35 protein-coding genes and 3 pseudogenes are annotated in these 25,800 nt (G+C 44.0%); 25 read left to right on the top strand and 13 right to left on the bottom strand.

The features are described from left to right. Nucleotides 1-10 precede the first annotated feature (10 nt). Nucleotides 11-1,174 carry an FtsW/RodA/SpoVE family cell cycle protein gene (locus ES017_RS02360; RefSeq protein WP_171334700.1) on the bottom strand — a complete coding sequence of 388 codons (1,164 nt, stop codon included), beginning with the start codon at nt 1,172-1,174 and terminating at the stop codon, nt 11-13. A 112-nt stretch (nt 1,175-1,286) separates the two neighbouring features. On the opposite strand from ES017_RS02360, the gene mgtE reads away from it, so the two are divergent. The 3 genes from mgtE to ES017_RS02345 all read left to right on the top strand — a co-directional run bounded on the left by mgtE (nt 1,287) and on the right by ES017_RS02345 (nt 3,943). Continuing rightward, entirely contained in the window at nt 1,287-2,618 is a 1,332-nt protein-coding gene (gene mgtE / locus ES017_RS02355; protein WP_171334699.1) for a magnesium transporter, read from the top strand. Between the two features lie 91 nt (nt 2,619-2,709). Continuing rightward, nucleotides 2,710-3,486: an enoyl-ACP reductase FabI gene (fabI, locus tag ES017_RS02350; RefSeq protein WP_171334698.1), complete on the top strand. Its 777-nt coding sequence runs from the start codon at nt 2,710-2,712 to the stop codon at nt 3,484-3,486. Between the two features lie 100 nt (nt 3,487-3,586). Next, nucleotides 3,587-3,943 (top strand): CotO family spore coat protein, encoded by a 357-nt coding sequence (locus ES017_RS02345; RefSeq protein ID WP_003395351.1) that lies wholly within the window; start codon nt 3,587-3,589, stop codon nt 3,941-3,943. Here ES017_RS02345 and ES017_RS02340 read toward each other — a convergent pair. From ES017_RS02340 to ES017_RS02325, 4 genes and pseudogenes are all read right to left on the bottom strand, one after another. Continuing rightward, complete coding sequence (locus tag ES017_RS02340; RefSeq protein WP_171334697.1) at nt 3,927-5,063, bottom strand: glycosyltransferase family 4 protein; 1,137 nt, start codon at nt 5,061-5,063, stop codon at nt 3,927-3,929. The genes ES017_RS02345 and ES017_RS02340 overlap by 17 nt on opposite strands. Next, nucleotides 5,063-6,007 (bottom strand): NAD-dependent epimerase/dehydratase family protein, encoded by a 945-nt coding sequence (locus ES017_RS02335; RefSeq protein WP_171334696.1) that lies wholly within the window; start codon nt 6,005-6,007, stop codon nt 5,063-5,065. The genes ES017_RS02340 and ES017_RS02335 overlap by 1 nt, the downstream gene beginning before the upstream one ends. After that, nucleotides 6,004-7,281: pseudogene (locus ES017_RS02330) on the bottom strand (UDP-glucose dehydrogenase family protein); the annotation flags it as partial. The gene ES017_RS02335 and the pseudogene ES017_RS02330, both read right to left, overlap by 4 nt. A gap of 10 nt (nt 7,282-7,291) precedes the next feature. Next, nucleotides 7,292-7,624: a hypothetical protein gene (locus ES017_RS02325; protein ID WP_171334694.1), complete on the bottom strand. Its 333-nt coding sequence runs from the start codon at nt 7,622-7,624 to the stop codon at nt 7,292-7,294. Between the two features lie 124 nt (nt 7,625-7,748). Between ES017_RS02325 and ES017_RS02320 the strand changes: the two genes are divergently transcribed. Next, a complete protein-coding gene (locus ES017_RS02320; protein ID WP_042894276.1) occupies nt 7,749-8,081 on the top strand; it encodes a DUF1360 domain-containing protein in 333 nt (110 codons plus the stop codon). A gap of 20 nt (nt 8,082-8,101) precedes the next feature. Here ES017_RS02320 and ES017_RS02315 read toward each other — a convergent pair whose 3' ends face one another. After that, nucleotides 8,102-8,770 carry a hypothetical protein gene (locus tag ES017_RS02315; protein ID WP_003395344.1) on the bottom strand — a complete coding sequence of 223 codons (669 nt, stop codon included), beginning with the start codon at nt 8,768-8,770 and terminating at the stop codon, nt 8,102-8,104. Nucleotides 8,771-8,962: 192 nt separating this feature from the next. Further along, nucleotides 8,963-9,682, bottom strand: coding sequence for a BMQ_0737 family morphogenetic spore coat protein (locus tag ES017_RS02310; protein ID WP_003395343.1), 720 nt, complete (start codon nt 9,680-9,682; stop codon nt 8,963-8,965). Nucleotides 9,683-9,839: 157 nt separating this feature from the next. On the opposite strand from ES017_RS02310, the gene ES017_RS02305 reads away from it, so the two are divergent. From ES017_RS02305 to ES017_RS15845, 16 genes and pseudogenes are all read left to right on the top strand, one after another. Further along, nucleotides 9,840-10,103: a hypothetical protein gene (locus ES017_RS02305; protein ID WP_003395340.1), complete on the top strand. Its 264-nt coding sequence runs from the start codon at nt 9,840-9,842 to the stop codon at nt 10,101-10,103. Nucleotides 10,104-10,175: 72 nt separating this feature from the next. Then, complete coding sequence (locus ES017_RS16050; RefSeq protein ID WP_004891743.1) at nt 10,176-10,298, top strand: hypothetical protein; 123 nt, start codon at nt 10,176-10,178, stop codon at nt 10,296-10,298. Between the two features lie 18 nt (nt 10,299-10,316). Then, entirely contained in the window at nt 10,317-10,508 is a 192-nt protein-coding gene (locus tag ES017_RS02300; protein ID WP_003395339.1) for a phage holin family protein, read from the top strand. Nucleotides 10,509-10,590: 82 nt separating this feature from the next. Further along, nucleotides 10,591-10,794: a DUF1657 domain-containing protein gene (locus ES017_RS02295; protein WP_042894278.1), complete on the top strand. Its 204-nt coding sequence runs from the start codon at nt 10,591-10,593 to the stop codon at nt 10,792-10,794. A 58-nt stretch (nt 10,795-10,852) separates the two neighbouring features. Beyond that, entirely contained in the window at nt 10,853-11,308 is a 456-nt protein-coding gene (locus ES017_RS02290) for a YhcN/YlaJ family sporulation lipoprotein (RefSeq protein ID WP_171334693.1), read from the top strand. A gap of 12 nt (nt 11,309-11,320) precedes the next feature. After that, a complete protein-coding gene (spoVAC, locus tag ES017_RS02285; protein WP_003395332.1) occupies nt 11,321-11,803 on the top strand; it encodes a stage V sporulation protein AC in 483 nt (160 codons plus the stop codon). Then, on the top strand, nt 11,800-12,816 hold the full coding sequence (gene spoVAD / locus ES017_RS02280) for a stage V sporulation protein AD (RefSeq protein ID WP_003395330.1): 1,017 nt from the start codon (nt 11,800-11,802) through the stop codon (nt 12,814-12,816). Before spoVAC ends, spoVAD begins: the two co-directional genes overlap by 4 nt. After that, nucleotides 12,813-13,169: a stage V sporulation protein AE gene (gene spoVAE / locus ES017_RS02275; protein ID WP_035044797.1), complete on the top strand. Its 357-nt coding sequence runs from the start codon at nt 12,813-12,815 to the stop codon at nt 13,167-13,169. Before spoVAD ends, spoVAE begins: the two co-directional genes overlap by 4 nt. Before the next feature lie 6 nt (nt 13,170-13,175). Continuing rightward, nucleotides 13,176-13,382 carry a DUF1657 domain-containing protein gene (locus tag ES017_RS02270; protein WP_003395328.1) on the top strand — a complete coding sequence of 69 codons (207 nt, stop codon included), beginning with the start codon at nt 13,176-13,178 and terminating at the stop codon, nt 13,380-13,382. A 2-nt stretch (nt 13,383-13,384) separates the two neighbouring features. Beyond that, a complete protein-coding gene (locus ES017_RS02265; RefSeq protein ID WP_077427590.1) occupies nt 13,385-14,242 on the top strand; it encodes a DUF421 domain-containing protein in 858 nt (285 codons plus the stop codon). Nucleotides 14,243-14,521: 279 nt separating this feature from the next. Continuing rightward, nucleotides 14,522-15,701: pseudogene (locus ES017_RS02260) on the top strand (ISL3 family transposase). Nucleotides 15,702-15,825: 124 nt separating this feature from the next. Continuing rightward, a complete protein-coding gene (locus tag ES017_RS02255) occupies nt 15,826-17,541 on the top strand; it encodes a DUF6345 domain-containing protein (RefSeq protein WP_075039685.1) in 1,716 nt (571 codons plus the stop codon). Nucleotides 17,542-17,677: 136 nt separating this feature from the next. Continuing rightward, entirely contained in the window at nt 17,678-18,124 is a 447-nt protein-coding gene (locus ES017_RS02250) for a hypothetical protein (RefSeq protein WP_143249238.1), read from the top strand. 37 nt (nt 18,125-18,161) lie between these two features. Continuing rightward, nucleotides 18,162-18,467 (top strand): annotated as a pseudogene (locus tag ES017_RS02245) (transposase); the annotation flags it as partial. A gap of 89 nt (nt 18,468-18,556) precedes the next feature. Further along, nucleotides 18,557-18,766 carry a hypothetical protein gene (locus tag ES017_RS15850; RefSeq protein WP_253263341.1) on the top strand — a complete coding sequence of 70 codons (210 nt, stop codon included), beginning with the start codon at nt 18,557-18,559 and terminating at the stop codon, nt 18,764-18,766. Between the two features lie 13 nt (nt 18,767-18,779). Next, complete coding sequence (locus ES017_RS15845) at nt 18,780-19,085, top strand: hypothetical protein (RefSeq protein WP_253263340.1); 306 nt, start codon at nt 18,780-18,782, stop codon at nt 19,083-19,085. Between the two features lie 20 nt (nt 19,086-19,105). Here ES017_RS15845 and ES017_RS02235 read toward each other — a convergent pair whose 3' ends face one another. Continuing rightward, nucleotides 19,106-19,426: a thioredoxin family protein gene (locus ES017_RS02235; RefSeq protein WP_075039683.1), complete on the bottom strand. Its 321-nt coding sequence runs from the start codon at nt 19,424-19,426 to the stop codon at nt 19,106-19,108. 86 nt (nt 19,427-19,512) lie between these two features. Here ES017_RS02235 and ES017_RS02230 point away from each other — a divergent pair, with 86 nt between their 5' ends. The 3 genes from ES017_RS02230 to spoVIF all read left to right on the top strand — a co-directional run bounded on the left by ES017_RS02230 (nt 19,513) and on the right by spoVIF (nt 20,300). Continuing rightward, the gene (locus tag ES017_RS02230) at nt 19,513-19,749 is read left to right on the top strand and encodes a hypothetical protein (protein ID WP_042895386.1); all 237 of its coding nucleotides are present in this window, start codon (nt 19,513-19,515) and stop codon (nt 19,747-19,749) included. A gap of 81 nt (nt 19,750-19,830) precedes the next feature. Further along, entirely contained in the window at nt 19,831-19,959 is a 129-nt protein-coding gene (locus tag ES017_RS02225) for a YjcZ family sporulation protein (protein ID WP_006322839.1), read from the top strand. 86 nt (nt 19,960-20,045) lie between these two features. Continuing rightward, on the top strand, nt 20,046-20,300 hold the full coding sequence (gene spoVIF, locus ES017_RS02220; protein ID WP_006322845.1) for a sporulation-specific transcription regulator SpoVIF: 255 nt from the start codon (nt 20,046-20,048) through the stop codon (nt 20,298-20,300). Between the two features lie 17 nt (nt 20,301-20,317). On the opposite strand, the gene ES017_RS02215 is transcribed toward spoVIF, so the two are convergent. Next, nucleotides 20,318-22,441: an ATP-dependent helicase gene (locus ES017_RS02215; protein ID WP_171334692.1), complete on the bottom strand. Its 2,124-nt coding sequence runs from the start codon at nt 22,439-22,441 to the stop codon at nt 20,318-20,320. Between the two features lie 109 nt (nt 22,442-22,550). On the opposite strand from ES017_RS02215, the gene ES017_RS02210 reads away from it, so the two are divergent. Beyond that, nucleotides 22,551-22,688: a hypothetical protein gene (locus tag ES017_RS02210; protein WP_171334691.1), complete on the top strand. Its 138-nt coding sequence runs from the start codon at nt 22,551-22,553 to the stop codon at nt 22,686-22,688. Here ES017_RS02210 and ES017_RS02205 read toward each other — a convergent pair. The 4 genes from ES017_RS02205 to ES017_RS02190 all read right to left on the bottom strand — a co-directional run bounded on the left by ES017_RS02205 (nt 22,685) and on the right by ES017_RS02190 (nt 25,131). Continuing rightward, the gene (locus ES017_RS02205; RefSeq protein WP_171334690.1) at nt 22,685-23,362 is read right to left on the bottom strand and encodes a DUF421 domain-containing protein; all 678 of its coding nucleotides are present in this window, start codon (nt 23,360-23,362) and stop codon (nt 22,685-22,687) included. The two genes, ES017_RS02210 and ES017_RS02205, sit on opposite strands and share 4 nt — an antisense overlap. 67 nt (nt 23,363-23,429) lie before the next feature. Beyond that, the gene (locus tag ES017_RS02200) at nt 23,430-23,861 is read right to left on the bottom strand and encodes a GNAT family N-acetyltransferase (protein WP_042888273.1); all 432 of its coding nucleotides are present in this window, start codon (nt 23,859-23,861) and stop codon (nt 23,430-23,432) included. Between the two features lie 4 nt (nt 23,862-23,865). After that, nucleotides 23,866-24,378 (bottom strand): YjcG family protein, encoded by a 513-nt coding sequence (locus tag ES017_RS02195; RefSeq protein WP_085789372.1) that lies wholly within the window; start codon nt 24,376-24,378, stop codon nt 23,866-23,868. 60 nt (nt 24,379-24,438) lie between these two features. Next, entirely contained in the window at nt 24,439-25,131 is a 693-nt protein-coding gene (locus tag ES017_RS02190) for an alpha/beta hydrolase (RefSeq protein WP_171334689.1), read from the bottom strand. A gap of 101 nt (nt 25,132-25,232) precedes the next feature. Here ES017_RS02190 and ES017_RS02185 point away from each other — a divergent pair, with 101 nt between their 5' ends. After that, nucleotides 25,233-25,748, top strand: coding sequence for a phosphatidylglycerophosphatase A family protein (locus ES017_RS02185; RefSeq protein WP_042888267.1), 516 nt, complete (start codon nt 25,233-25,235; stop codon nt 25,746-25,748). Nucleotides 25,749-25,800: the final 52 nt, after the last annotated feature.

The following is a 25,800-nucleotide window of genomic DNA, read 5'->3' as shown; positions in this document are numbered from 1 at the left end:
TAAACCTCTCCTATTGTTCTGCAGAAAACATAAATTTTTGTGTGCGAGAACGGACGTTTAGGACGAGCCCAATCGCAAGCATGTATGTTGCGAGCGAGCTTCCACCGTAGCTGACGAACGGAAGCGGAAGTCCGGTAATTGGCAGCAATCCGATCGTCATGCCGACGTTTTGGAACACTTGGAACGTGATCATGCCGATGACGCCGGCGCATAAATAGCTTCCGAACGGATCATGGCACTCTAATGCGATTTGAATCATACGATAAATAAGCAAGAAAAAGAGGGAGACGACGAGGCTCGCTCCGATAAAGCCGAACTGTTCCCCGATAATGCTAAAAATGAAGTCGGTATGTGACTCAGGTAAGTACACGTCTAAGTTTTTATATCCTTTCCCATACAACTCTCCTGAGCCGATCGCAAGAAGCGATTTTATGAGCTGAAATCCTTGTTCGCTCGCATATTCATACGGATTAAGCCAACCGTAAAAACGGTTTAACTGGTATTGCTTGATTTTTAACACATCAGGGAAATATAAAAACGCTACGATAAAAGCTGTTGCCCCAAGTATAGCTACACCAGCAATTGACGCAATAATGCGCAAGCGAATACCTGAAACGAGAATGAGCGAGCCAGCAATCGCCATAAACACCATCGACATTCCCATATCTGGCTGACGGGCAAGCAAAAATAGCGGCGGCAGTAGCGCTAAGCCGATTTTTCCGAGCAACTTAAAGTCGTCTTGCACCGTTGGGTCGCTGTATTTTTCGCGATGGTTGACGATCATGCGGCTAATGACGATAATCATAAAAATTTTCATTAGCTCAGAAGGTTGGAAGTTACCTCCGGGAAGGCTGTACCAACTCGTTGCTCCTTTAATCGTTAATGTACCCGGAACGTTTAATTCTAATCCGAGCAAAAGGATGATGCCAAAGCCGTACAAATACCAAGCGATTTTAAACAACCGGTCATAATCGACAAGCATCGTCACCGCGATGACGACAGCACCGACGCCGTACCACATGAGCTGCTTTTGGGCGAAGTTAATATGTTGAAGTTTAGCAGGAAGCGTCTCTCGCGCACTTTCGATAGCGATGGCGCTCACGATCGCGATTAAAAATAAAATAAACAATAAGTGATAATCTATTTTCGTTTGTACTGTTTTTTCATTTTCCATTGCCGTTCCCCCTGTTTGGTGATGCATTATCATTTTACATGGTTGCTTGCAAGATGGCAAAGATTCACGCATAATAAAAAAAGCGACTTTTGTCGAAAGGAGGCGGGATCATATGGAACATATTGTACAAGCGTTGTACGATGAGCAGATGGAGTTATTTCGCCGACAGTTTTTAAAACTGCATCCGTACGATCGGGCTAAGTTTTACATTGAGCAAAGCCCGGAAGTAAGAAAGCGAATGTACGAATATTTATCGCCGGCTGAGATGGCAGAAATATTTGATCATCTTGACATTGAAGAAGAGGAATATAAAACGTATTTATCCGAAATGGATCCGCTTTTTGTTGCGCAAATGCTCGCGCACATGTACGCCGATAATGCTGCCGATATATTAAATGAACTTGATAAAAAAGAAGTCGCAAACTATTTAACGATTATGGACGATGAAGCAGCGAAAGATATTCAAGGGTTGCTTCATTATAAAGAATATACGGCCGGAAGCATTATGACAACGGAATATATCGCCATCCATGCGAATCAAACGGTGCGTTCGGCGATGCAAATTTTAAAAAAAGAAGCGGCGCATGCGGAAACGATTTATTACATTTATGTCGTCAATGAACAGCACCAGCTCGTCGGCGTGTTATCGTTGCGCGAATTGTTGACGTCTGACGACGATGCGATGATTGCCGACATGATGAACGATCGCGTCGTTTCGGTGTTCGTCGACGAAGACCAAGAGGAAGTTGCTAGAAAAATGCAAAATTACGACTTTTTAGCTCTTCCTGTCGTTGATGCAAACAATCATTTGCTCGGGATTATTACCGTTGATGATATCGTAGACGTCATTTCTGAGGAAGCGACAGACGACTATTCAAAGCTAGCAGGGGTTCCGGATGTCGACATTCAGTACAATCCGTTTGAAGCGGCGAAAAAGCGGTTGCCGTGGCTCATTATTTTATTGTTTTTAGGCATGATGACGGCCAATTTAATTAGCCGTTTTGAAGATACGTTGCAAAAAGTGGCGATTTTAGCTGTCTTTATTCCGCTCATTGCCGGTATGTCGGGAAATACAGGAACGCAGTCGTTAGCCGTTGCTGTGCGCCGCCTTGCGATGGGGGATTTAGAAAAAGAAGGAAAATGGAGTATGTTAGGGCGCGAAGCATTGACAGGTTTGTTGATCGGCTTATCGTGCGGCGTTGTGATTACCGTCGTCGTGTACGTATGGAAGCAACAGTTTTTTTTAGGGGTTCTCGTCGGATTAGCTTTATTTGCGACGTTAACGGTCGCGACAGTCGCCGGGGCGCTTATTCCGCTTTTTATGCATAAATTGCGCATCGATCCAGCGGTCGCTTCTGGGCCGTTTATTACGACGATTAACGATTTAATTAGCATTCTTATTTATTTCGGACTAGCGACAATGTTCATGGACTATTTATTATAAATTCCCTATTTCAAAGTAGGGAATTTTTTGTTATAATGATATTAATACTAGGTTCTAATAACAAATCACAAAAATAAGGGGATGAACGAATATGCAATTATCGTTACAAGGGAAAACGTACGTCGTCATGGGTGTCGCAAATAAACGAAGCATCGCTTGGGGCATTGCGCGTGCGCTTCATGCAGCCGGAGCGCGATTAATTTTTACATATGCAGGCGAGCGTTTTGAAAATGAAGTGAAAAAATTAGTCGCGACGTTAGAAGATGACAGAGCGCTTGTGCTACCGTGCGATGTGACGAAAGATGAAGAAATTGAAGCGTGCTTTGCGCAAATAAAAGAACAAGTAGGCGTCATTCACGGCGTTGCGCATTGTATCGCGTTTGCGAATAAAGAGCATTTAGAAGGCGAATATATGAACGTGGATCGCGAAGGATTTTTGCTGGCGCACAACATTAGCGCATATTCATTAACAGCTGTGGCGAAAGCGGCGAAAGAGTTAATGGCGGAAGGCGGAAGCATCGTCACGTTAACGTATTTAGGAGGCGAGCGCGTCGTACAAAACTATAACGTCATGGGTGTAGCGAAAGCGTCGCTGGAAGCGAGCGTCAAATATTTAGCAAACGACTTAGGCAAATACGGCATTCGCGTCAACGCCATTTCCGCCGGTCCGATTCGCACATTATCTGCCAAAGGCGTCGGCGACTTTAACTCGATTTTAAAAGAAATTGAAGAACGCGCACCGTTACGCCGTACAACGACACAAGAAGAAGTAGGCGATACTGCTCTATTTTTATTTAGCGACTTATCGCGCGGCGTCACAGGCGAAACGATTCACGTCGACTCAGGTTATCATATTTTAGCGCGGTAATGAAAAAGCTGTTTGGTCGATGCCAAACAGCTTTTTACGTATGATGGCATGCCCGTTTCTTTTTGCGCATATAGTAGTCGTAAAAAGGAGGGGTGTGGGAATGAAAAAGCATGTGGAAAATGCACCGTTGTTGTATATCGTTCAGCCGAATTTAGGGCCGAAAACGTGCTATATGCAACAGACGTTTCGGACAAAAAAAGAAAAGCCGTCGTATCCACCGCCATCGTTTGCGAACTTTCGCGACATGGATACGATCGAGCGCATTGAGTTTTTAGCGACGCTGCCAAATGAGCTTCGGCCGGTGACGTGCGAATTAAAAACGAAAAATCGAACGTATGAAGGAATCATTCAAAAATGTGATAGTAAAAAAGTGTTTTTTACATTCAGCGGGGAGGAAAAGACGATTACGATCCCGCTAGAACATATCGTATCCGTATCGCTTATTGGAAAATCTTAATATACACACGTTCTAGCTGCTCGGCTGTGTTAGCGAAGGAAAACATCGTTTCCGCCCGTTTTCGTCCTTCGTAAGCAAGTGCGAGCGCTTTTTCTTTATTCCCTAGCAATTCGCATATCGCATGGGCGAATGCTTTTGGTGACGCATAGTCGTCAATGACGAGACCATTTTTGTTATGTTCGATCACTTCGCGATTTCCACCGCGATTTGTCGTAATGATTGGCACGCCTGCTGCCATCGCTTCGTAATGCACGCGGGCGAGCGGCTCGTGCCATTGCGAACTGCAAACGAACACATCGCCTATCGTGAATACGTGTGGAATATGTTCAGACGGGATGTAGTTTGTAAATTGAATGCGATCTTTGTAAGGTTTGGCTAGTTGATGAAGAAAGCGCACGTAATCGTTTAAACGGTTGTCGCTAAACCATTTCCCGCCGACGATGACGAGCTTTGCGTTTCGATGTTTAGCTAATACGTGATTCATGCTTTCAATTAACACGTGTACCCCTTTTGTTTTGCTTAACCGCCCGATAAATAAAATAACGTCATCTTCTTCAACAAAAAACCGTTGGCGCATATCGGTGCGCATTTGTTTTCCTTCGTCTGTCCATGGCGGCATGTAGCGCGTTGCATCGACGCCGGAGTAGACGACTTGAACGAGATCGTCCGGCACATCGTATCGGTTCGTGACGGTGCGCTTCATGTACGCGCTGACGGTTGTGATGAGATCCACTTCAGCCAGCACGCGTTCAGCTACGTCACGTTTCATTTTTAGCGGCGAAAACATATCGTTATGCAAGCTTGTGACGAAGCGGCTTGCGTGAGCCACTTGTTTGTACTGTAAAACGTTTGCTGGGCGGTTAAACACATGAACGACGTCAAACGTTCGTTTGCTTAATTCGTTTGCGACATCGTGTTCGTACCGTTCGTTTGGCACGCGTACGTATTCGATGCCGTGACGCCGTTCGTATGTGGGAAGCGATGGGTCTGTAATCGAAAAAATAGTAAGATCATGTTTAGCGGCAAGAAATGGGGCGATGCCATCAATCATCAGTTGAATGGCTCCCCCTTTCACCGCTGGGGACGGTAGCTTTTCTGTACAAATGAATGCGATGCGCATTATGACCTCCCGTAAAGCGAGCGAATGTATTGGACTTCATGACGCAATCCTTCTTGCAATGGCGTCGCTGGATTGTATGAAAGCAGGCGTTCGGCTTTTGAAATGTCCGCCCACGTATGTTTCGGCTCGCCGATCGCTTTATTCATATATCGTTTGTTCGCTCGTTTTCCGATCATCTCTTCGAGCATAGCGATGACGTCGTTTAGCGAAGCTCGTTCTTTCCCGCCGATATTGAACGTTTCCCCGATCGCTTTTTCGTTGCCAAGCACAGCGAGCGTGCCGTTGACACAGTCGGAAATGTACGTAAAATCGCGCGTTTGCGTGCCATCGCCAAAAATAGTGATCGGCTCATCGAACAACATATGGCGAATGAAGCGATGAAAGGCCATATCTGGCCGTTGGCGCGGACCGTACACCGTAAAGTAGCGCAAAATGGTCGTCGGCACATGAAACTCCGAATGATATACGCGGCATAAATGTTCCCCAGCTAATTTCGTAATGCCGTATGGCGAAAGAGGGGTCGGGGGCATATGTTCGGCGACGCGCCCGTCTTTTTCACCGTAAACGGACGATGTGGACGTATAAATGAACTGTTTTGGTCGGTGTTGTTTGCACGCCTCAAGCAAACGTTGCGTCGCTACGATGTTGTTTGTCGTGTACAAATCAAACGTCGTTCCCCAGCTCGTGCGCACGCCTGGCATGCCAGCAAAATGATAAATGACATCGACTTGTTTTATGATGTCAACGAGCGGCAACGATAAAAGATCGCCTTCGATCCATGTAAAACGGTCGTGTTTGTTTAACGTGTCGATCGTTTTTTCTTTCCATTGTTTTGGCGTTGGACCGATGAACGAATCGACGCCGATGACGTGATGATGCGGCAGCAGCGCTTCGCATACGTGCGAGCCGATAAAGCCAGCCGCCCCTGTGACAAGTATATTCATCCGCGTCCCACCCCCACATAGTTCAGTCCTGCTTGAATAACATCGTTGCGCGGTAAGCTATTTCGCCCATCGACGACGACGTTTCCGCTCATCGTTTGTTTCACTTGTTTCCAGTTTAATTGTTTATACTCATCCCAATCGGTCGCGACGATGACCGCATCCGCTTGTTGGAGCGCTTCATCGATCGTTTTTGCTTGCTTCACGTCCATGCCGTTTGGGAGGACGGCTTTTGGGTCGTGCGCCACGACATGAGCGCCAAGGTTGTGCAATGCTTTGATGAGCGATACGGCAGGCGACTCGCGAATATCGTCTGTATTCGGTTTAAAGGCGATGCCAAGGACGGCTATACGTTTATTGGAAAGCGTGCCTAACGTCCGCTTTATTTTTTGAACGTACCAATAAAGCTGCGTGTCGTTAATCGTTTTTGTTGCTTCTATCATGTACGGGCGCACCGCTTTTTCATACGCCATTTGTTGCAGGGCGGCGACATCTTTCGGAAAACAAGATCCGCCATATCCGATGCCGGCTTGTAAAAAGTGAGGGCCGATTCGTCCATCAAGTCCGATGCCTTTCGCGACGTGAGCGACATCGACGCCGTACGCTTCGCAAAGGCGCGCCATTTCGTTTATGAACGAAATTTTCGTCGCTAAAAAGGCGTTGGCGGCGTATTTAATCATTTCCGCACCGCTTAAACTTGTCACGACGTATGGGGCATGAATACGTGCGTATAACGTCTGCATAACAGAAAGGGAACAATCATCATCGTCACGTAAACCGACGACGATCCGGTCGGGATAGAGGGAATCGAAAATGGCTGACCCTTCCCGTAAAAATTCGGGGTTAGAGACGACGCGTACGTTTTTTCCTTCTTTTGTTAGCCGCTCGTATATGCGTTCGTTCGTGCCGATCGGAACGGTGCTTTTTATGACGAGCGTTTGTTGGTCGCGTAAATGAGGAAGAAGCGCAGCGACGGCACGGTTGACGTATGACACGTCCGGTTTTCCGTTGTTGTCGGGCGGTGTGCCGACGCAAATAAATATGACATCGGCTTCGTGTATATATTTTTGTCCGTCACGATGAAAAAAAAGCCGACTTTTATGGTCGGTGAGCAGTTCGGCTAAACCAGGTTCATAAATAGGAACGTCTCCACGTGTTAAGGCGGCAATTTTTTGTTCATTTTCATCTACGCAATGGACGGTATGCCCAAGTTTGGCAAGCACTGCAGCTGTCGTTAGTCCAACATAGCCAGCGCCGATGATTAAGACGTTCATATGTTCACTTCCTTTATTCGTCTTCGTCGTCTATTTTCGTCGTTCCGATTGCTGTCGCCGTTTGTTCGCCCGCTGCGACGAGAGCATCGGAAGGAAACTCGATCGCTACAATATTGCGGCAATGAATCGTTATCGTTTCACCACCGTGTTCGTAAAAGCGGTCGATGTGGAGCGTCACTTCATTTGTCATTTTGTTTACTGCAGCGAGCTGGGCGTGATAATACGTTTGATTGTTCGTATGCACGTGCAGCTCTGTTCCTTCGGCAAGGGAAAGCAATGTCGAGCATATGTCGTTTATTTGTTTTCTTTTTGCTAAAAAGTCTTTGCTGAAAAAAATGCGATACATTCGTTCCACTCCTTTCTTCGTCTATCTCATTGCATTATATGTACGGAAAGGGAAAGGGGAATGGGCGGTTTGCCGACATTTTTTCATCGTATGTCACATACAGTAGAGCGAGGAGGCGAGAAAGATGGATGCGTTTCATTTTTTTCTTTTATGTATTGCTTCGTTTCGCTTGACGCGCCTCATTGTATATGACCGTATTACGTCGTTTTTGCGCGCGCCATTTCATGATGAAGTCGAACAAGATGGAGAAACGTATATCGTCATAAAAGGAATAGGAATACGGAAATGGATCGGAGAACTGTTAAGCTGTCATTGGTGTACAGGGGTATGGTGCGCAGCGGCGTTGTACGTTGGCGTGATGTTCGCCCCGTACATTGTCATGCCGTTTGTGTGGATATTAGCGATTGCGGGAGGTGCTTCGCTCATCGAAATCGTTGTCCAACAATGGAGCAAATAAAAAAGCGGGCAAATGCCTGCTTATTTATTGACAACGATATGATTGAAGGAGGCGATTCCTTGCTTGAGCTGCCGGAAATAAACGAACGCTTCTACAACGATCGTATGGAATATGCGCAATTCGAAAGAGGAAAAGCGCAGTTGTTCGTTCGGTAACAGCGTCGTTTGCTCGGTCGGTTTGAGCCAATATTGTCCGTCTTTCACTTTTTGCCGCCAATCGTCGATCGCAAACGTCCATCCGCCTTCTTCTTGCGTATGTCGAAAAGAAAATTTTCCGCTTAGTTGGGCGTGATCGGGAGGGCGGAGGCGAAGGCAAATGATCGGGTCATTTAGCGGCGTATTGCCGCTATTTTCGATGATGAGATCGCCGATCACCGTCACATGTTCGTCTTTTTCTTCAGGAATCATAGTGGCGTACGCAAAATAGGCATGGGCGAGCTCTTTCTTCTCCTCTTTTTTTCGCTTTTTCTCTTGCTCGAGCGCCACTTCGTAAAACAGAAGCTGTTGTTCGAGCTTTTCGATCGTTTGTTCACATTCATCCATTTGTTCAAGCTGTTTTTGCAAATAATGATTGCGCAGCTGCTCGCGCTTCAGCTCGGTTTCGACGCGCTGCAATAGTTGTTTATATTTCGCGACTTCTGAGCGATAATGAATCACTTTTTGTTGAAGTTGAATATGTTGGTCGTTCATCGCCTCCCTCCTATAAACGTTTTGAACATCCTTTCCATTCATTTGAAGTGATATGGGGCGGTTGAATCATAAAACATTCCACCTTTTTTTGATCGGTTCAATATTCATTTTATTTTGCAACATGTCATATATACCATAAAGAAAGGGAGAAGAACATAAAAAAGCAGGCTGTCTGTGAGCCTGCTTTAGTCATTAATGTGCTGGGAATACTTCAGGGCATTGCGGTGGGAATTTGTCTGTTGGGCAAAGCGTCGCTTCTAAAATTTCTTCGCGCGGCTGGCAGTAGCGTGCTTCGACTTCAAGTTTTACGTCGGCTTCCATTTGCACTTCTAAACATAATGTAATCGATACATCGAGCTGTGAGAAGTTGTCAGTGCAAATTAAGCTAGCGTCACATTCGAAAAATGAAATGTGGCAATCGAGCGTCGTTCCTTCTGGCGCACATAAAATAAACGTTTGCGCTGTCGCGAATGGAATTGGACTTGATTCACAAACAACGTGGCCGTTTGCGTTTACGACTTGCACAACGACGTGACCTTTCACAAGCACTTTCACTTTTTGCAATGTGACTGTATCGCCTGATGGAAGCGTGACGTGAACAGGTTGGCGTCCGTTTGGTTGCAAAATTTCTTGGCAAATAAGAGCATTGTTATCTACTGTTTGATCGATGCGGTTTCCTTCATCGTCTGTTAAGAAACAGCGAATCGAGAAATCGCCAGCGCTTAAGCCGTTAGATGCGAAGAAATCACAAACCGTTTGCCCATGGCGCGGACATTTGCTTTCTGGAAAGATCGCTTCCAAATCCCCATTTGAAAAACTACGCAACGGCACATCGATTTGACGAGTAACCCAGTCATACACTTTGCGTGTTTTAATACACACTTTTTCTTTACGCTCTTTATGATGCGTCATGCCTCGTTCCTCCTAATTTCAGTTTTTCCCGTCGCATGTATCGGGACTACTGTATAGTATGAGAAAGGTAGGTAAGTGTGCAGGGATAAGTGCGGAATTTTTTTTGTCATAAATAGGCGTGCGATTGAATTGTTATGTAATAGAGAGGGGGAGGCATATGCAAAACGAGTTAGACGTCTTGCGGGCGGAAAATGTGTTGTTAAAAGAATTGGCGGCGTTAAGTGAACAACGGTACGAGGAAGTGAAGCGGTTAAAAAAAGAGAATGAGGAGTTAAAAAAACAAATTGAGCAATTAACGAAACAGTTATTTCATCAACGGCCAGATTCGTGGTTCATGCATACGCTCCAACGGCAACAAGCGCTAAAACACGCCAAATTGCCGCTGTCGACTCCGTTTTCGTTTGCGGAAAAAGAGAAATAGGAAAAAGGCATAGTCACTCGCTCCATCTTTTTCATATGCTATTGTATCTTACATGTTGTGGAGGGTTACGAAATGGAAAAGAAAAAGACGATGGCGCTTCACGGAACACAGTCGGCAAAAGTATATACGTCTTCCCCAGCACCTGTCAAAAAAACGGGTGGCTGCGGATGTGGAAAAAAAATAAAAAAACAATAAGCATGGGGTGAGAAGAAGATGGAGCGCTTTAAAAACTATGGGCTATGGCTCGCGATCGGCGCTTTTATACCGCTTTTCTTGCAAACGTTTGGAGTCGATATTGATTTAGGAAAATATGAGCAATTATGGAACGCCTTTTTAAGTATTTTAGTCATGGCTGGAATCATCAATAACCCGTCGCTCGGAAACGGATTTCGCGATAAACGTTAGCTCCTTCGGGGGCTATTTTTTTGTATAACTTTACGAGATGTGCGCACGCTATGAGATGAAAAAGAAAAGGAGGTTTTTCAATATGACTGTCGCCAGTTCTGTGAAACAAACGTTAGCTGGATTAAAATCGGCGCAAGCAAGTTTTGAAATGTTCGCTCTGCAAACGGAAAATGAAAAGGCAAAACAATTGTATCAACAAGCGGCACAACAGACACAAGCGATCGTTGATTTGTTGTCCCCGCGCCTGCAAGAAATTGAACAAGAAGAGCCACAATATAAACAGTAAGTGAGTCGGGTGTCCAATCGGGGCGCCCTTTCGTTACATGAATAGAAAGGTGAATGTGATGAGACAATTGCTCGTAATGATCCTCTTTTTTTTCATCATAAGTTGTGCACATGAGCCAAAAGAACAAAAACAGTCGCTGCAAAACGGAAACATCACGAACGTAAGCCATGACGGGAGCGCAAGTCGAAGCGACCAACGGCACGCAAAAAAAGCGGTCGAGATGTTAAAAGCACGACGCGATGTGAAAGATGCGGTGGCGGTCGAAGCGAACGGACGGCTGCTTGTTGCGTATCAAGTGAAGCATATGCAACGATTTCGTATGAAAGCTATTGAAAAAAATATAGCGCGCACGTTAAACGATACGTTCGATAAACAAGTGATCGCTTCACACGATTTAAAAATTTTTTGGAAAACGAAAGCGTTAAAAGAAAAAATGGAAACGAAACGAATGAGTGAAAAAGAGATTGAAAAAGAGATGACGGTCATTCAGAAATTGAGCGAAGAACAGACGTAGCGAGGTGGGACGATGGCGAACGAAAAACGAAAAAATTTAACGCCTGTACAACAACAATATCATCAGTTTGAACAAGCGCGCGAAACGAAGCGTCCGGTGTTGAAAAATTGCGTGCGCGCCTTTTTTGTCGGCGGGCTCATTTGCGTCATCGGACAAGCCATTTCTTATTTTTACATGTACTTTTTCGATTTCACAGAAAAAACAGTCGGCAATCCGACCGTCGCAACGATGGTGTTTTTAGCGATGCTTTTGACCGGCTTTGGCGTATATGATCGATTGGCGCAGTTTGCCGGGGCGGGAAGCGCGGTGCCTGTCACCGGATTTGGAAACGCCGTCATTTCGGCTGCGATTGAGCATCGGACGGAAGGGTTTGTGCTCGGTGTCGGTGGAAATATGTTTAAGCTTGCCGGTTCAGTCATTTTGTTCGGCACGTTTTCTGCGTTCGTCGTGGCGCTCATTAAAACGATCGCGGTGAAATGGGGTGGTCTCGGATGATGAAAGGGCATCGCACGTGGGTGTTTGAAAACCGACCGGTCATCGTCGCCACCGCCACAGTCGGCGGACCGTTTGAAGCGAACGGAAACATCGCTAACGATTTTGACTTGCTGCATGAAGACCTTTGGCTCGGAGAAGATTCGTATGAAAAAGCGCATAAAGTGTTGTTTGAAGAAGCGTTTTTTCAAGCGATGAAAAAGGCGCGCATCGAAAAGGAACAAGTGCAGTTTATTATTTGTGGCGATTTAATTAATCAAATGACCCCTTCAAGCTTTGCGGCGCGCACGCTTAGCACCCCGTATCTCGGCGTATTTGGCGCATGTTCAACGTCGATGGAGGCACTCGCACTAAGCGCGTTTATCGTCAATTACGGCGGGGCGAAGTACATATTGACAGGAGCGGCAAGCCATAATGCAGCGGTCGAAAAACAGTTTCGCTATCCGACCGAATACGGAGGGCAAAAGCCGCCGACGGCACAATGGACGGTGACGGGCGCTGGTGTGGCGTTAGTTGGCAGCGAAGGTGATGGACCTCGCATTACGTCCGCAACGATCGGGCGCGTCGTCGATATGGGATTGACCGATCCGTTCAATATGGGGGGAGCGATGGCGCCAGCGGCTGTTGATACAATTGAGGCGCATTTGCGCGATATGCAAGTCGATGCGTCGCATTATGACTTAATCGTCACAGGTGATTTAGGAAAAATTGGCCGCACCGTCTCGCTCGATTTATTGCGGAAAAACGGAATGGAGCTGGAAGAAGAACGATATGAAGACTGCGGATTAATCATTTACCGCGAAGGACAGCCGGTGTTGTCAGGTGGAAGCGGGGCGGGATGTTCTGCGACGGTCGTCTATGGGCATTTATTTAACCGAATGAAGCGCGGGGAAATTCGGCGCATGCTCGTCGTTGCGACGGGCGCACTTTTGTCGCCGCTCACGTTTCAACAAGGGGAGACGATCCCGTGCATCGCACACGCGGTGGCGATTGAATATGGAGGCGATCATGGATGATGGCAATGTTTTTTTGGGCGTTTGTCGTCGGCGGGCTCATTTGTGTTATCGGGCAGTTAATGTTTGATGTATTCAAGCTTACCCCAGCCCATACGTTAAGCGCGCTCGTCGTCGCCGGAGCGATTTTAGACGGCTTCGGCTTATACGAGCCGCTCATTGATTTTGCCGGAGCGGGTGCGACCATTCCGATTACAAGCTTCGGTAACGCGCTCGTGCACGGGGCGATGCAAGAAGCGGAAAAGCATGGCATCGTCGGAGTGTTAACCGGCATGTTTGAAGTGACGAGCGCCGGCATTTCGGCGGCGATCGTGTTCGGTTTTATTGGCGCATTATTATTTAAACCGAAAGGATAGAGGAAGATGACCATTGGTTCACAAGTAAAGCAAAGTTTAGCGAACATGAAGGCCATTCATGCGACGTTGCAACAGTTGGCGCTCACTTCGACAAACGAGGAAGCGCAACGGGCGTTTCATGAAGCGATGCTTGAAACGGAACAAATGATTGCGGCGCTGAAAGGGCGAATATCGACGCTTGAACGCGAGGAGCCGCAATATAAGGGGATGTAAATATGCCAGCATGGTTAGAAGTTGCGATTCGCTCGATTTGCATTTTAATTGGACTGTTTGTCATTACAAAATTGTTAGGAAAAAAACAATTATCGAAGCTGTCGTTTTTTGAATATATCGCCGGCATTACGATCGGAGATATTGCCGGGTCGATGTCGATGGATTTAGACATTCGCTTAACGGAAGGGATAACGAGCATTTTAATTTGGTCGCTTTTTCCTGTCGCCATTTCGATCATTTCGCTGCGCAGTAAAAAATTTCGTGATTTCGTTGAAGGCAATTCCACCGTCTTTATTAAAAACGGCAAAATTTTAGAAGATAATTTGAAAAAAGAGAAATATACGGCGGACGAATTGCTTGAACAGTTGCGGAAAAAAGATGTGTTCCGCGTCGCCGATGTGGAATTTGCGACGCTTGAGGCGAACGGTGATTTAAGTATTTTATTAAAACGCGACAAACAGCCGTTGACGCTCGGAGACATCAAACCGTATGTGCCAGAAGAAAAAGAACCCCAAACGGTCATTATGGACGGCAAAATTTTAGACGAACCGCTCGCAACTGCGCGCTTAAACCGCGGCTGGTTAAAAAAACAGCTCGATCAAATGGGCGTCGCTATCGAAAACGTCTTTTTAGCGCAAGTCGATTCGTACGGCCAGCTTACTGTCGATCTATACGACGACCGCATTCAAGTACCAGCACCGCAACAAAAACAACTATTGCTTGCCTCGATGAAAAAAGCAGAAGCGGACTTTGAACTATTCGCCTTGCAAACGAATGACGATGACGCAAAGCAAATGTATGAACAACAAGCAAAACAAATGCAGCAGCTTATTCAAAAATTGCAGCCGTTTCTTATGTGAAAGATAAACACCGCTCTTATGTGAATAGGCATAGGGGCGGTATTTTTGTTTTTTAGGTAAACCCTCTCCATCTGGATTTTTTGCATACTCAAATATTGCAAAAAATATTTCTAAAATATACAATGTTAGACAAAGGAACAAAGAAAAAATTGGTTCTTCACCACAAGTTGTACTTGATCATTTAAGATAGGTGTGCATAGAGAAAATAGAGGGGACAAAAAATGCGAATTTTCCTGTATGGTAAAGGTGACCAAACCGAACTACTGGAGGAAAATTCGCATGTACTCTCAGTTTATCAAAGAACTCATCGATTTACCTACCAGATGTTTTGATTCAAAAGGTGCGAAAAGAAGGGAAACGTTGGATTTTCGAACTTTCTTTGCCCGAACAATACCCGTTATGTCCTGTCTGCTTGAAACGCACGATCAAAATGACAGGAAAAAAGAAGCAGTGGATGCATGGCTATGCTCAGCGAATCGGAATCTTTTGGATTGAACTTTCTGTCGAGCGCAGACGTTGTCGTACGTGTGGCGCGACGTTCAGCACGTCCTATCCAGGAATCCCTCCTCGAAGTGTGGCAACGAATGCTTTTCAGCGATGGGTCGCGCAATCTTGTATCGGGACATCTATACAGGCGGTAGCTCGTGCGCTCAAGCTTCCTTACACGACCGTGGAACGTTGGTTTTATACCCATGCCCCTTCCTTCCTATCGAATGATATCCAACCAAAGGCGGTTTGTGTCGATGAATTTGCGTTTCGAAAAGGGCATGACTACGGAGTGGCGATCATGGATGCCAAAACGGGGGAAGTGTATGCCATTGAAGCAGGAAAGAACGAGGAAGCCATTGGGCGTGCGTTGGCTCATGTGTCTCGTTCCGTTCAGTATGTCGTGAGTGATTTGGCACCAGCGATGAAAAAAGCGATTCAAGGGGCTTGCCCAGAAGCGACACATGTGGTGGATTATTTTCACGTCATTCAGCTGTTTACAGATGCTTTAGAGCGTTGCCGCAAATATTTAGACAAAGGAGGCAAGAAACACGGAAATGTTCGTTACGTTTGCCGTTTATTGAGCCAATGCCCAGAGAAATTAACGGAGGAAGAACGTCAAATCATACGAGAATGGTGTAATGAAAGCGATTACTTAAAGTCTGTTTACCAATCGCTTCAACATTTTCGCTATGTGTCCAAAAGCAAAAACGAGCAACAGGCGAAACGACGCCTGGAGGCTTGGATTCATCGGTATTTGTTTTGTCCTTGTTCCGCTGTTCGTGCCATCGCAAAATCACTCGTCAAGCGAACAGACGAAATGATATCGTGCATTTTATCCCATTATTCGAATGGGAAGATGGAGGGAACGAATAACAAGATCAAGCTGATCAAACGTCGAGGATACGGATACCGAAATATCCAGCGTTTTGCACTGCGGGTTCGGCTGGAAACAGCTAACATACTTTCATGACAGGTGCAAGTACATCTTTTGGTGATGAACCATTTTTATATTAACAACCCTAAGTTATGGTGATTAATAAAAAATAACATAATATAATAAATTCGGAATAAAAAAATTGGGGGGTAGCTCCGAAATGTTAAAAAAAATGAAGAAAAACTTGGGTAAAAAGTCGTTGTTAGTTGCAATGGCAGGTGCTTTAGGGTTAAATCTTGTCCCACTTTCAGCTGAAGCAGCACTAGAATATACAGTGTTAGGTGTTGGATCCTATGTCTCAAGTTCTTTAAGCGACTTAGATAATGGTGATGCTTATAAATTTCGTGATCGCTTAAGTGAAAAAAATTGGACAAGGACAGCTCAATGGTACGATTCAGCTGTTTATTATACTGATTTCACAAAGTATGGAAATGAATCCGATATTCTGTATTTTACAGGTCATGGAGGTTCTAGTGGAAATTTAGCGCTATCATACAGATATGTAGAGACTGGACTAAGGGACTTTGCTAATTGGTATCAAGTTGGTGGCGATATCAAAGGTACTGACCGCGCTTCAAATGAAGATGCAGAATGGATGATTTTTGCTGCTTGCGAAGCTTTGGATCAAGTATACTGGGGTAAACAACTTGCAAATGGTCTTCATCATATTTTTGGTTATCATGGTGTTTCAAACGATTATACAGATACCAAAATCATTGACAACTTTTTTAATAGAGCGCTTGGGGTAAATGGATATAGTGCATATACTTTATTTTCTGCTTGGATGCATGCAAATCGCACATATTCTGAATACGATTGGGCAATTATTGGCCACAACAATAACATATATGATTACTTGCATAATGTTGGAAGCGGAGCTACGGCAGATGTAACAGGTACAAGCGACGTTTACCGTTGGAAAGGAACTGGTCCTAACTCTATTATTGGTTATTACACAACAGAAAATATTAGTAGTTATTTAAAAACGGGCGATGAATTAACAACACCTACCACACAAGAGGAATTAGATGAACTAAATAATGAGTACAGAGTAAAATTTAAAGTGAAACCTGAAAAAATTAACTTAAAAATGATTCAATCAAATCTATTAGGTGAAAATTATACGGAATTTAATTATAAAGAAAATAAATCAAAAGTTTATAGTAGTCAAAGTGGCACACTTGAAGTATATAATGACAACTCATTTGTGTATAGTCGACAAATCGAATTCGATCCAATTACTAAATCAAGTGATGAAGTATTAAAAGATATAAATGCTTTTATCGAGAAAAACGGCGGTTTGCGTTCAGATCTCAAATTAAAGCATTTCCTACCAATGGTTGAACAAGATGATTTAGAAAATGATGTAATTGTAGGTTATACTGTTGTATTTGTTCAAAGTCTCAATGGAACATATTTAGATGGAGAAGCAGCAGAGGCAATCGTTGTTGGTTATGATAAAAATGGAGTTAACTTCTATAAACGGAACGTTAAAGAAGTTACACAAAAAATAAAAGTAAAGGACCTTTCAGTGAAAAAACTTGAAAAAGCTATGGAAACAGCAAAGGAAAAAGCGAATAGTCACTTTAAATTTGATGGAAATATTGATTTTACAAAGGCAGAAATTGTTTATTTTTCATCTCCAATTGGTTTAGGATTAGAAAAAGATGAATTAAGACCTGCATATAAGTTAAGTGTTAATGAAACGAATGCAATTTATATTGATGCACTCACAGGTGAACACTTAAATGGCGCAAAAATGCTAACAGAAAATGAAACATATATTGTTCCAGAAGAAGCATTTTCTCCTGAATATAAAGAAAAATATGAAAAGGAGCTAGAAAACCGAATCCAAGAGTCAATTAATGAGGAATAATAGGTCCAAAAGACAAGGGAAATTCTCCATTGTCTTTTGTTATAACAAGTTTATAATTGTATATAATTTTCGCAATTTACACCAATTAAATTCTAAATTGTATAATATTAAGATAGGTCAAAGGGGGATGGATTACATGAAAACGTTAAAAGTCGTTATTTGTTTATCATTTTTACTTTTATCTCTAGTAGGTTGCTCAGGACAACAAACAAACCCAAAGGAACAGGGAGCAAATCAAATGAATCAGTTTTATAAAGAAATGCAGGAAAAGGCTACAGAAATTTTAAGGGAAAACAAAAATGCTGATATACTTGCACATGGCGACTCTATTTATATGAATGCAAAGCACATAGAACAAATGGATAACTCCAATATAAAAACTGGGGAGAAGCTTTTTGATATTCACTTAACTTATAAAAAAGGAGAACCTTTTGAACAAGGAATGGCAACAAAGCTACCTGTTGGAACTGAAGTTTATCTTCCTGCCGAAAAGCAAGAACGTCCTATTTTAATAGCTGTTGTAAACGGAAAAGAAGAAGTATATTTCGAGATATTTAACCCGATAAACAACGATTCAAAATAATAATAAATGCTAAAACGTTTATGTTTGGCTTTAATTTTACCAATCGCTCCAACATGTTCGCTATGTGTTCAAAAGCAAAGATGAGCAACAGGCGAAACGACGCTTGAAGGCTTGGATTCATCGGTATTTGTTTTGTCCTTGTTCCGTTGTTCGTGCCATCGCAAAACCACCCGTCAAACGAACAGACGAAATGATATCGTGCATTTTATCCCATTATTCGAATGGGAAGATGGAGGGAACGAATAACAAGATCAAGCTGATGAAACGTCGGGGATATGGATACAGAAATATCCAGCGTTTTGCACTGCGGGTTTGGCTAGAAACAGCTAACATACTTTCATGACAGGTGCAAGTACATCTTTTGGTGATGAACCAAAAAATTTTATCAAAAAGTAAAGAATTGTAGTTAAACGTTTAGACAAGGGGAATCAAGTGGAAACTATGAAAAAATGTATTTTTTTTATCGCTATACTCATTTTGTTCGGTTGTCGTCAAGAAATGAACTTTCATTCTCCTTTGTATACAGGGAGTGAATTAAAGATCGGTGTTGTTGGAAAAGCACCAGATGTTCGAGAGACGAATGTGTCATTTACACCGTTATCTTTGGAAGATATTTTACAAAAAAAAATTCGGACAATTTGATGGCGTGCTTATTATGAAGGAACATTTGAAAGAGGCAGCTGAAAAACCGTATGCCGATATTTATTTACAATCTTCTGTTCCGTTTGTTTTTGTTGATTCCCAAAAAGTATATTTAGCGTTTGTGGATGGCAATCTCAGCTATGAGCATGCGCATGATATGAAATCGGGCGATTATCTTGTTGGATTTTACAAAGATACGTATGTTGGTTTTGGGCTATACAACAACATCAAAAATGAAAAAACGATTCAAGACTGTTATTCACGGTTGTCTACTGTATTAGAAAGAATAAAATATACAGGAAAAGTGGAGATTCGATAAAGAAGGGCTGACATCATTTGTCAGCCTTTAATCGTTTGCAGAAACTCCTCGACTTGTTCGCGTGTTTTTGCATTGGCGCTATGCAAGTGGGCGATTTTTTCGCCGTTTTGGAATACAAGTAAGCTCGGAATGCCCATAACGTTGTACGTTTCGGCGATGTCTGGCACATCGTCGCGATTGATGTCATACCATGTAAATTGTGGATAACTAGCGATCACTTCGCCGATAAATTGATCCATGCGCACGCAATCTGGGCACCATGTTGTAAAAAACTTTACGACAACGGGCGTGCTTGAGGCGATCGCTTGTTCAAATTGTTGTGCATCTTGTAGTCGTTCCATATGACACGTCCTTTCTTTTGATTTCGTCTTTTATTTTAGCACATTTTTACGTTCGTTACGTATGAAAAAGCAAGGGGGGGAAAGCGATGGATCGATTGGAAAAAGAACTGCAATCGTATACGCGCGCCAAACACCAAAAGCACGATGCATTAATGAAAGCGTTTGACACATGGGGAAAAGAGATGGAGATGACGCTAAGCAAACTTGAAAAAATAAATGGGGCGCTATTTCAACAGTTTCAAGCAAACATGAGCGATGCGGAAGCGTTTTTTGCGAAAAAAGAAAAGCAGTTTGCGCGCATGCGTCGTCAGTTTCGTGAATGAGGAGAAATTTGATGAGCGCCCATACCAAATCCATTTCGATGCATATGATGTAAGCGACAACGTTGAAGGAGGTGCAGTCTTATGGGTTACGGATATTGCGGATATGGTTACGGTGGCTACGGCTACGGCGGCGGATACGGTTCAACATTCGTGTTGATCGTTGTGTTGTTCATCTTGTTGATTATCGTTGGTGCAGCGTTCGTTCACTAAGAAGAGACGTTCCAAAGGGCATACCTTTGGAACGTTTTTTTATGTTTTTCATATGCTGAAAAAGAAAAGTGAAGGAGGTAGCGAAGATGGATCAACATTTTTTTAAAAACATTGAAAAGAAAACGGGTGTGAATATGCAAGATATTTTTGCGCTCGCCAATTCGTTGCAACATGCGAACTTTAAAGATGAAAAAACGGTGCGCGGCATCGTCAAGCGCGTCGCTCAAATTGCGAATCGTAACGTACCGAAAGAATTGGAAGATAAAATTGTGCAATCGATCGTCAATAACGGAAAACAGATCGATTTTAATACGATTGCGAATATGTTAAATAAAAAATAAGAAAAAAGCGAAAAGTCTTAGACGAGGCTTTTCGCTTTTGTTTGAAGAAAGGAAAGCAAGCGCGAGGCGTTTGCTTTTTTTAATCGGCGCATGGACGGAACGGAAATAAAAAGACGTTGTTTCGCGCGCGTGATCGCAACGTATAGAAGGCGACGTTCTTCTTCAAGCGGGGCGACATCGCCATTTCGGTACGCTTCAAGCGCATAGTCATGCGGCAATAGCCCGTCGACTGCCCCGATGATATAGACGATTGGAAATTCTAGCCCTTTTGAGCGATGAATCGTCATGAGTTGAACGCCGTCTGCGCACGTTTTGTTGGCGTATGCTTGAACGCGTTTGACGTGAGATAGAAACGCTTGAATCGTTTTAAATTTCCGCGCGACGACTTTCATATCGCGCACGTCGTCGGATCCTTTTTCAATCGCGTTGCCTTCGTTGCCGCGCTTTTTTAAAAATTCGCCTAGGCCCATCTCTTTTTCGATGAAATCGATCGCGTCAAACGGCTTCATTTCTTTCACTTTTGCAAATAGCGGAACGATCGTGCGCAATTTTTGTTGTTGAAACGGTGCGATACGATCGAGTTTAGCGAGCGCCTCCACGAGCGAACAGTCTTGTAAAATCGAGATCGCCTTTAAGTCGTTCATGACCGTTTGTTTTAAAAACAACACCGTCGCCACATCGGCAAGCGCTTGTTCGTTGTTCGGATCGATGCTTAATTGAAGAAAGCTTAACAAATAGCGCACGATGCGACGGGTGTAAAATGATTCTCCGTCCGTCGTCACCGGGAGGCGAAGTTGAGCGAGCCGTTCAAAGACGGCGCGCGACGCGGCGTTCGTTCGGCATAAAATGGCGATATCGCTCGGTTTCGCACCTTGTTTCATTCGCTCTTGTATGTCGCATACGATCATCGTCGCTTCTTCTTCCTCATCGTACGGAAAGAAACATATCGGCATATGTGCGCTATCCGTTTGGGCGTTCATTTGTTTCGGAATGCGCGTGCGACTTTTAGAAATAATGCTGTTGGCAAGCGATACGATCGGATGTGGCGAACGATAATTTTCCGTTAACTTTACGATTTTTGTATGTGGAAAATCTTGTTGAAATTGATGAATAAACGATGAATCAGAGCCGCGAAACGCATAAATGGCTTGATCGTCATCGCCGACGGCACATATATGGTGCGTATGTGACGCAAGCAACTTCATCGTTTCATATTGCACGTTGTTAATGTCTTGAAATTCATCGATGAGAAAATAATGAAACCGTTCGTGATATTGTTTCAGTCGCTTTTCATCTGTCCGCAACATGTCATAGCACGCATATAACATATCATCAAAATCAAATAAATCGTGTTGCCGCTTTTTTTCTTCATATTGCACGTACAACTGTACGACGCGCTCGTCCCATTCGTTTTCAATGGCGATATGATCGAGCGAGGTAAGCGTATTTTTCCAATACGAGATGCGTTGCATCGCTTCATCATACGGAAAATCGCGCTCATCGATGCCGAGTTCGCGCCCGATTTCTTTTATCATTCGCTCTTTTTGCCAATCGCGAATGAGCCGCTCATGCCGCCAGCGAAACGGATCGGCATGTTGCAACATGCGATAAAATAAGCTGTGAAACGTTCCGATAGTCGGCAACGCATCAAGGTTGTATGCATGAAGTCTTTCAGCGAGTTCTTTCGCGGCTTTTGTCGTAAAGGTGACGATCATCATGTTTGCCGCTTTGATGTGATAGTTAGTGATCATTGCAGCGGCGCGCGTCGTTAACGTGCGCGTCTTTCCGCTGCCAGCCCCCGCAAGCACAAGAAGGGGACCTTCAATGCGACGAACGGCTTCATACTGCTCGGCATCAAGCGACACGCCGCATACGGTCATTTGTTTTTTTTCTTTCGCTTGAAACGGTTGTTTTGGCGGAATGGCGATGATATTCGCTCGTTTTCGTTCTTCTCGGATACAAGGGTCGGAAACATGATAAAAGTGCGGGGCATGTTCAATCGCTAAATGAAAGCGAACGATTCCACCGCACATCGGACACGTCCATTTGTTTCGTAAACTTTGTTCATACACGAGCTCATATTTTTCTCGCGCTAACGTATGAATATCAAATAGCTTGCCGTTATATCGTGCTTTATTCATCGGTCAAACTCCTTCGTCTAACGTCAACGTCTATGTTAACAAATCATACAATAAGAGAAAAGGAGTTTTTTTATGGTTAGCGAATAAATAAAAAAAGGAGGCGACTTATATGCATATCCCACCGATTCGTCCAAACCCGCTTCATGTTCCCCGCGTGACAAACATACAACGAGCGACAAATGAGAAAAAAGAACAAACGGCACAAAAGAAAAAACGACCTCAAGATCGTTCAATGAAAAAACGTTAATATGCCTGCACGTGCATGCCTTTTCCGTCTTGCCATTCGGCGTATAAAATATCGTTATAGTTTTCAAAACCAGCGTGGCGAATATGTTTTTTTAACCATTGTTCGTCCCAACCGTTTTCTTGTAAATTGTCCCAAATGACTTCCCCGTCGATAATGACCGTCACAGGCAATGTCGCTTCAGATGCAGAAATGTTTTGATCTTGCCGCGTCGGCTGTTCGAACGGGGCTTTTTTCATGACGCTTACTGTGCCGTCTGTTTCTAAAATGGCGTATTCCACTTCACGTATGGAAAAGACGTTGCGCGCGCGCAGCAAATGTTGCAGTTGGTTTAAGTCAAGCTTCGTTTGTTTTAACGCTTCATACAAAATTTTTCCTTTCGAAATGACGATGATCGGTTTTCCTTCTAACAATTCGCGAAGTTCTTTTTTCTTTTGTGTAATCATTTCCGTTGTGTAAATAAGCAGTCCCCATAGCGCAATCGCAAACAATACTTTCGAGAGTCCGACTTCTGAATCGTATAAACCGTTGCCGACAAGTTCTCCAAGAACGAGGGCGGAAATAAAGTCAAACGGTGTAATTTGCGTAATTTGTGTCCGTCCAAGTATTTTTGCCATTATAAATAAGGCGATATAGCCGACAACTAATTCAATTGCGATTTGTCCAAATTCGCTCATAACGATATCCTTTCGTATGTAGCTTCTTTTGTTTAGTATGCCGAGTGAAAAAGAAAACATGCGACCGTTATGATCGCATGTTGATCGTTTTTATCATCGTTACATGTGGAATGCCTGCGTCCAAAAAGACGTCGGATACCGTTTCGTAGCCGAGCTGTTTGTAAAACGGTTCGGCATGCGTTTGGGCGTTTAGTTTCACCTTTGTGACGTACTGAGAAGCATATTGTTCGATCGCTTCCATGATGAGTTTGCCGATGCCGCGTCCGCGATATGCCGGAAGGACGCAAATGCGTTCCACTTTGCCAACGCCATCAATTGTGCGAAAACGTCCTGCGGCAATCGGTTTGTCGTCATCATATACAACGAAATGAACACATTGTTGTTCAAACGCGTCAATTTCTTCTTCTTCCGATACCCCTTGTTCGTCAATAAAGACGGCGCGGCGAACAAAAAGGGCATCGCGCCAAAGCGCTTCGTCTTGTCCTCGTTTGACGTACATGTTGTTATTCCTTTCCAAGATGAAATGTTTCGTACGCTGACCACGATCCGTTTTCAAGTTGATATAAAAGATGGAAGCGATCGACTTGTTCTTCAAAGTAGACGGACTGCATGTTGAAGCGGCCGAATACGTCCGAATATTCGTCGTTTGATAAGTCGCGTGCGATCGTAATGTGCGGCACGAACGCATAGTCCGTTTGCTCGACGAACGGTGGACGATGCAATTTTTCATGCAGCTGAGCGAGCGGCTCTGTTTTTTCCACTTTTAAATAAATGACGTTATTGACCGGATAAAACGAACTAAATTTTGTGACGCGCAACGGAAACGGTTCTGTTTCGCGCGCGACGTCGCGAAGCTGTTGAACGAGCTCATCAAGCTTGTCTTCCTCCACGTCAAACGCATATTTTAGCGTAATATGTGGCGGAATGAGGGCGTAATGAGAGTCGTACCGTTTCCGATACGAATTCGCAAAATCTTGAATTTTTTTTGATGGAAAAATCGCGATACCACATTTCATGCGACCTTCCTCCTTTCGTCATTATACCTATATATTATAACAAATTTTCGGAAAATACTGTTACATTTCAATCACTTTTTTTAATCCGATCGGCAAATTTGGTTGCCAGTATGTCCAAGAATGGTCGCCGTCAAACTCGTCATAATGATAGCGACTTTGTTTCGTTTGGAGAACGTGCGAAAGGGCGCGATTCGGCTCAATGAAGTTGCGCACCATTCCGTCTGTCGTTTTTACGTCCGTTTCTTGTTTGCCGACGGAATGATAAAGCGCAAGCAAATGCCAATCCGTAAATGATTGCACGTGCGCCATCACATCGTCGTTCACGTATGGCGACTGCATGACGACTTTGCCGAACGTATGTGGATATGTCATCGCAGTAAGAAGCGAAATAGTGCCTGCGAGCGAATCGCCAACGAGAATGCGCGTTGTCCCCATTTGATATGTCGAAAAATGTTCATCAACGAGCGGCGCCAGTTCGTTCGCAAGAAAGCGCATGTACGCTTCGCGTTTTTTTCCGTTCGGATGATATTTCTCATAGCGATCTGATACGTTGCGATACGGCACGCCGATGACGACCGCACGTATGCCAAGCTCGTCGATGACGCGTCCGATTTTTCCGAACATAAAATAATCTTGTCCATCTTGTGCGATAATGACGAGATGTTTATAAAGCGGTGTGATAGGTTTTGAGCAATATACAGGTAACGATAGCTCCTCGTCTAAATGTTGGCTGTGAAGTTTTAACTCTTGCATGTTCTCCCATCCTTTTTCGACGTTGTTCGTTCTTATCGTACCACATTTCTGCATTTTTTGTCGTTGCGTGATATAATGAGAGAACGAGAGGAGGATGAGGAATGAAGCGCGTATCTAGTCAAGAAGTATATGAAAGAACGTTGCAACTATTAACGGAACGTGGTGTGACGATTCCAGCGATTGCTGAGATTGTATATGAAATGCAAAGACCGTACAATAAACATTTAACGATGGCAGAATGTATTGAGAGCGTAGAAAAAGTGTTGCAAAAACGCGAAGTACAACATGCGATTTTAGTTGGGATTGAGCTTGATAAACTCGCAGAAAACGGCATGTTGTCAGAGCCGCTGCAAACGATTGTCGAAACGGATGAAGGGCTGTTTGGCGTCGATGAAACGTTGGCGTTAGGGGCGGTGCTCGGATACGGAAGCATCGCAGTGACAACGTTTGGACATTTGGACAAAAATAAAGTAGGAATCATTAAACAGCTTGATACAAAACGGGGCAAAGGTGTGCATACGTTTTTAGACGACTTAGTCGCAAGCGTTGCCGCAAGCGCCTCCGGTCGCCTTGCACACAACTTGCGCGATGAAGAAGAAGCCGCATTAAATGCGTAAAAAAAGCCGTAAATCCGTATGGGTTTACGGCTTTTTTAGGGAAGAGATGAGA

Source organism: Anoxybacillus sp. EFIL, assembly GCF_013096955.1.
GTDB lineage: Bacteria > Bacillota > Bacilli > Bacillales > Anoxybacillaceae > Anoxybacillus > Anoxybacillus ayderensis.
This window is presented reverse-complemented; position numbering and strand designations above follow the sequence as displayed.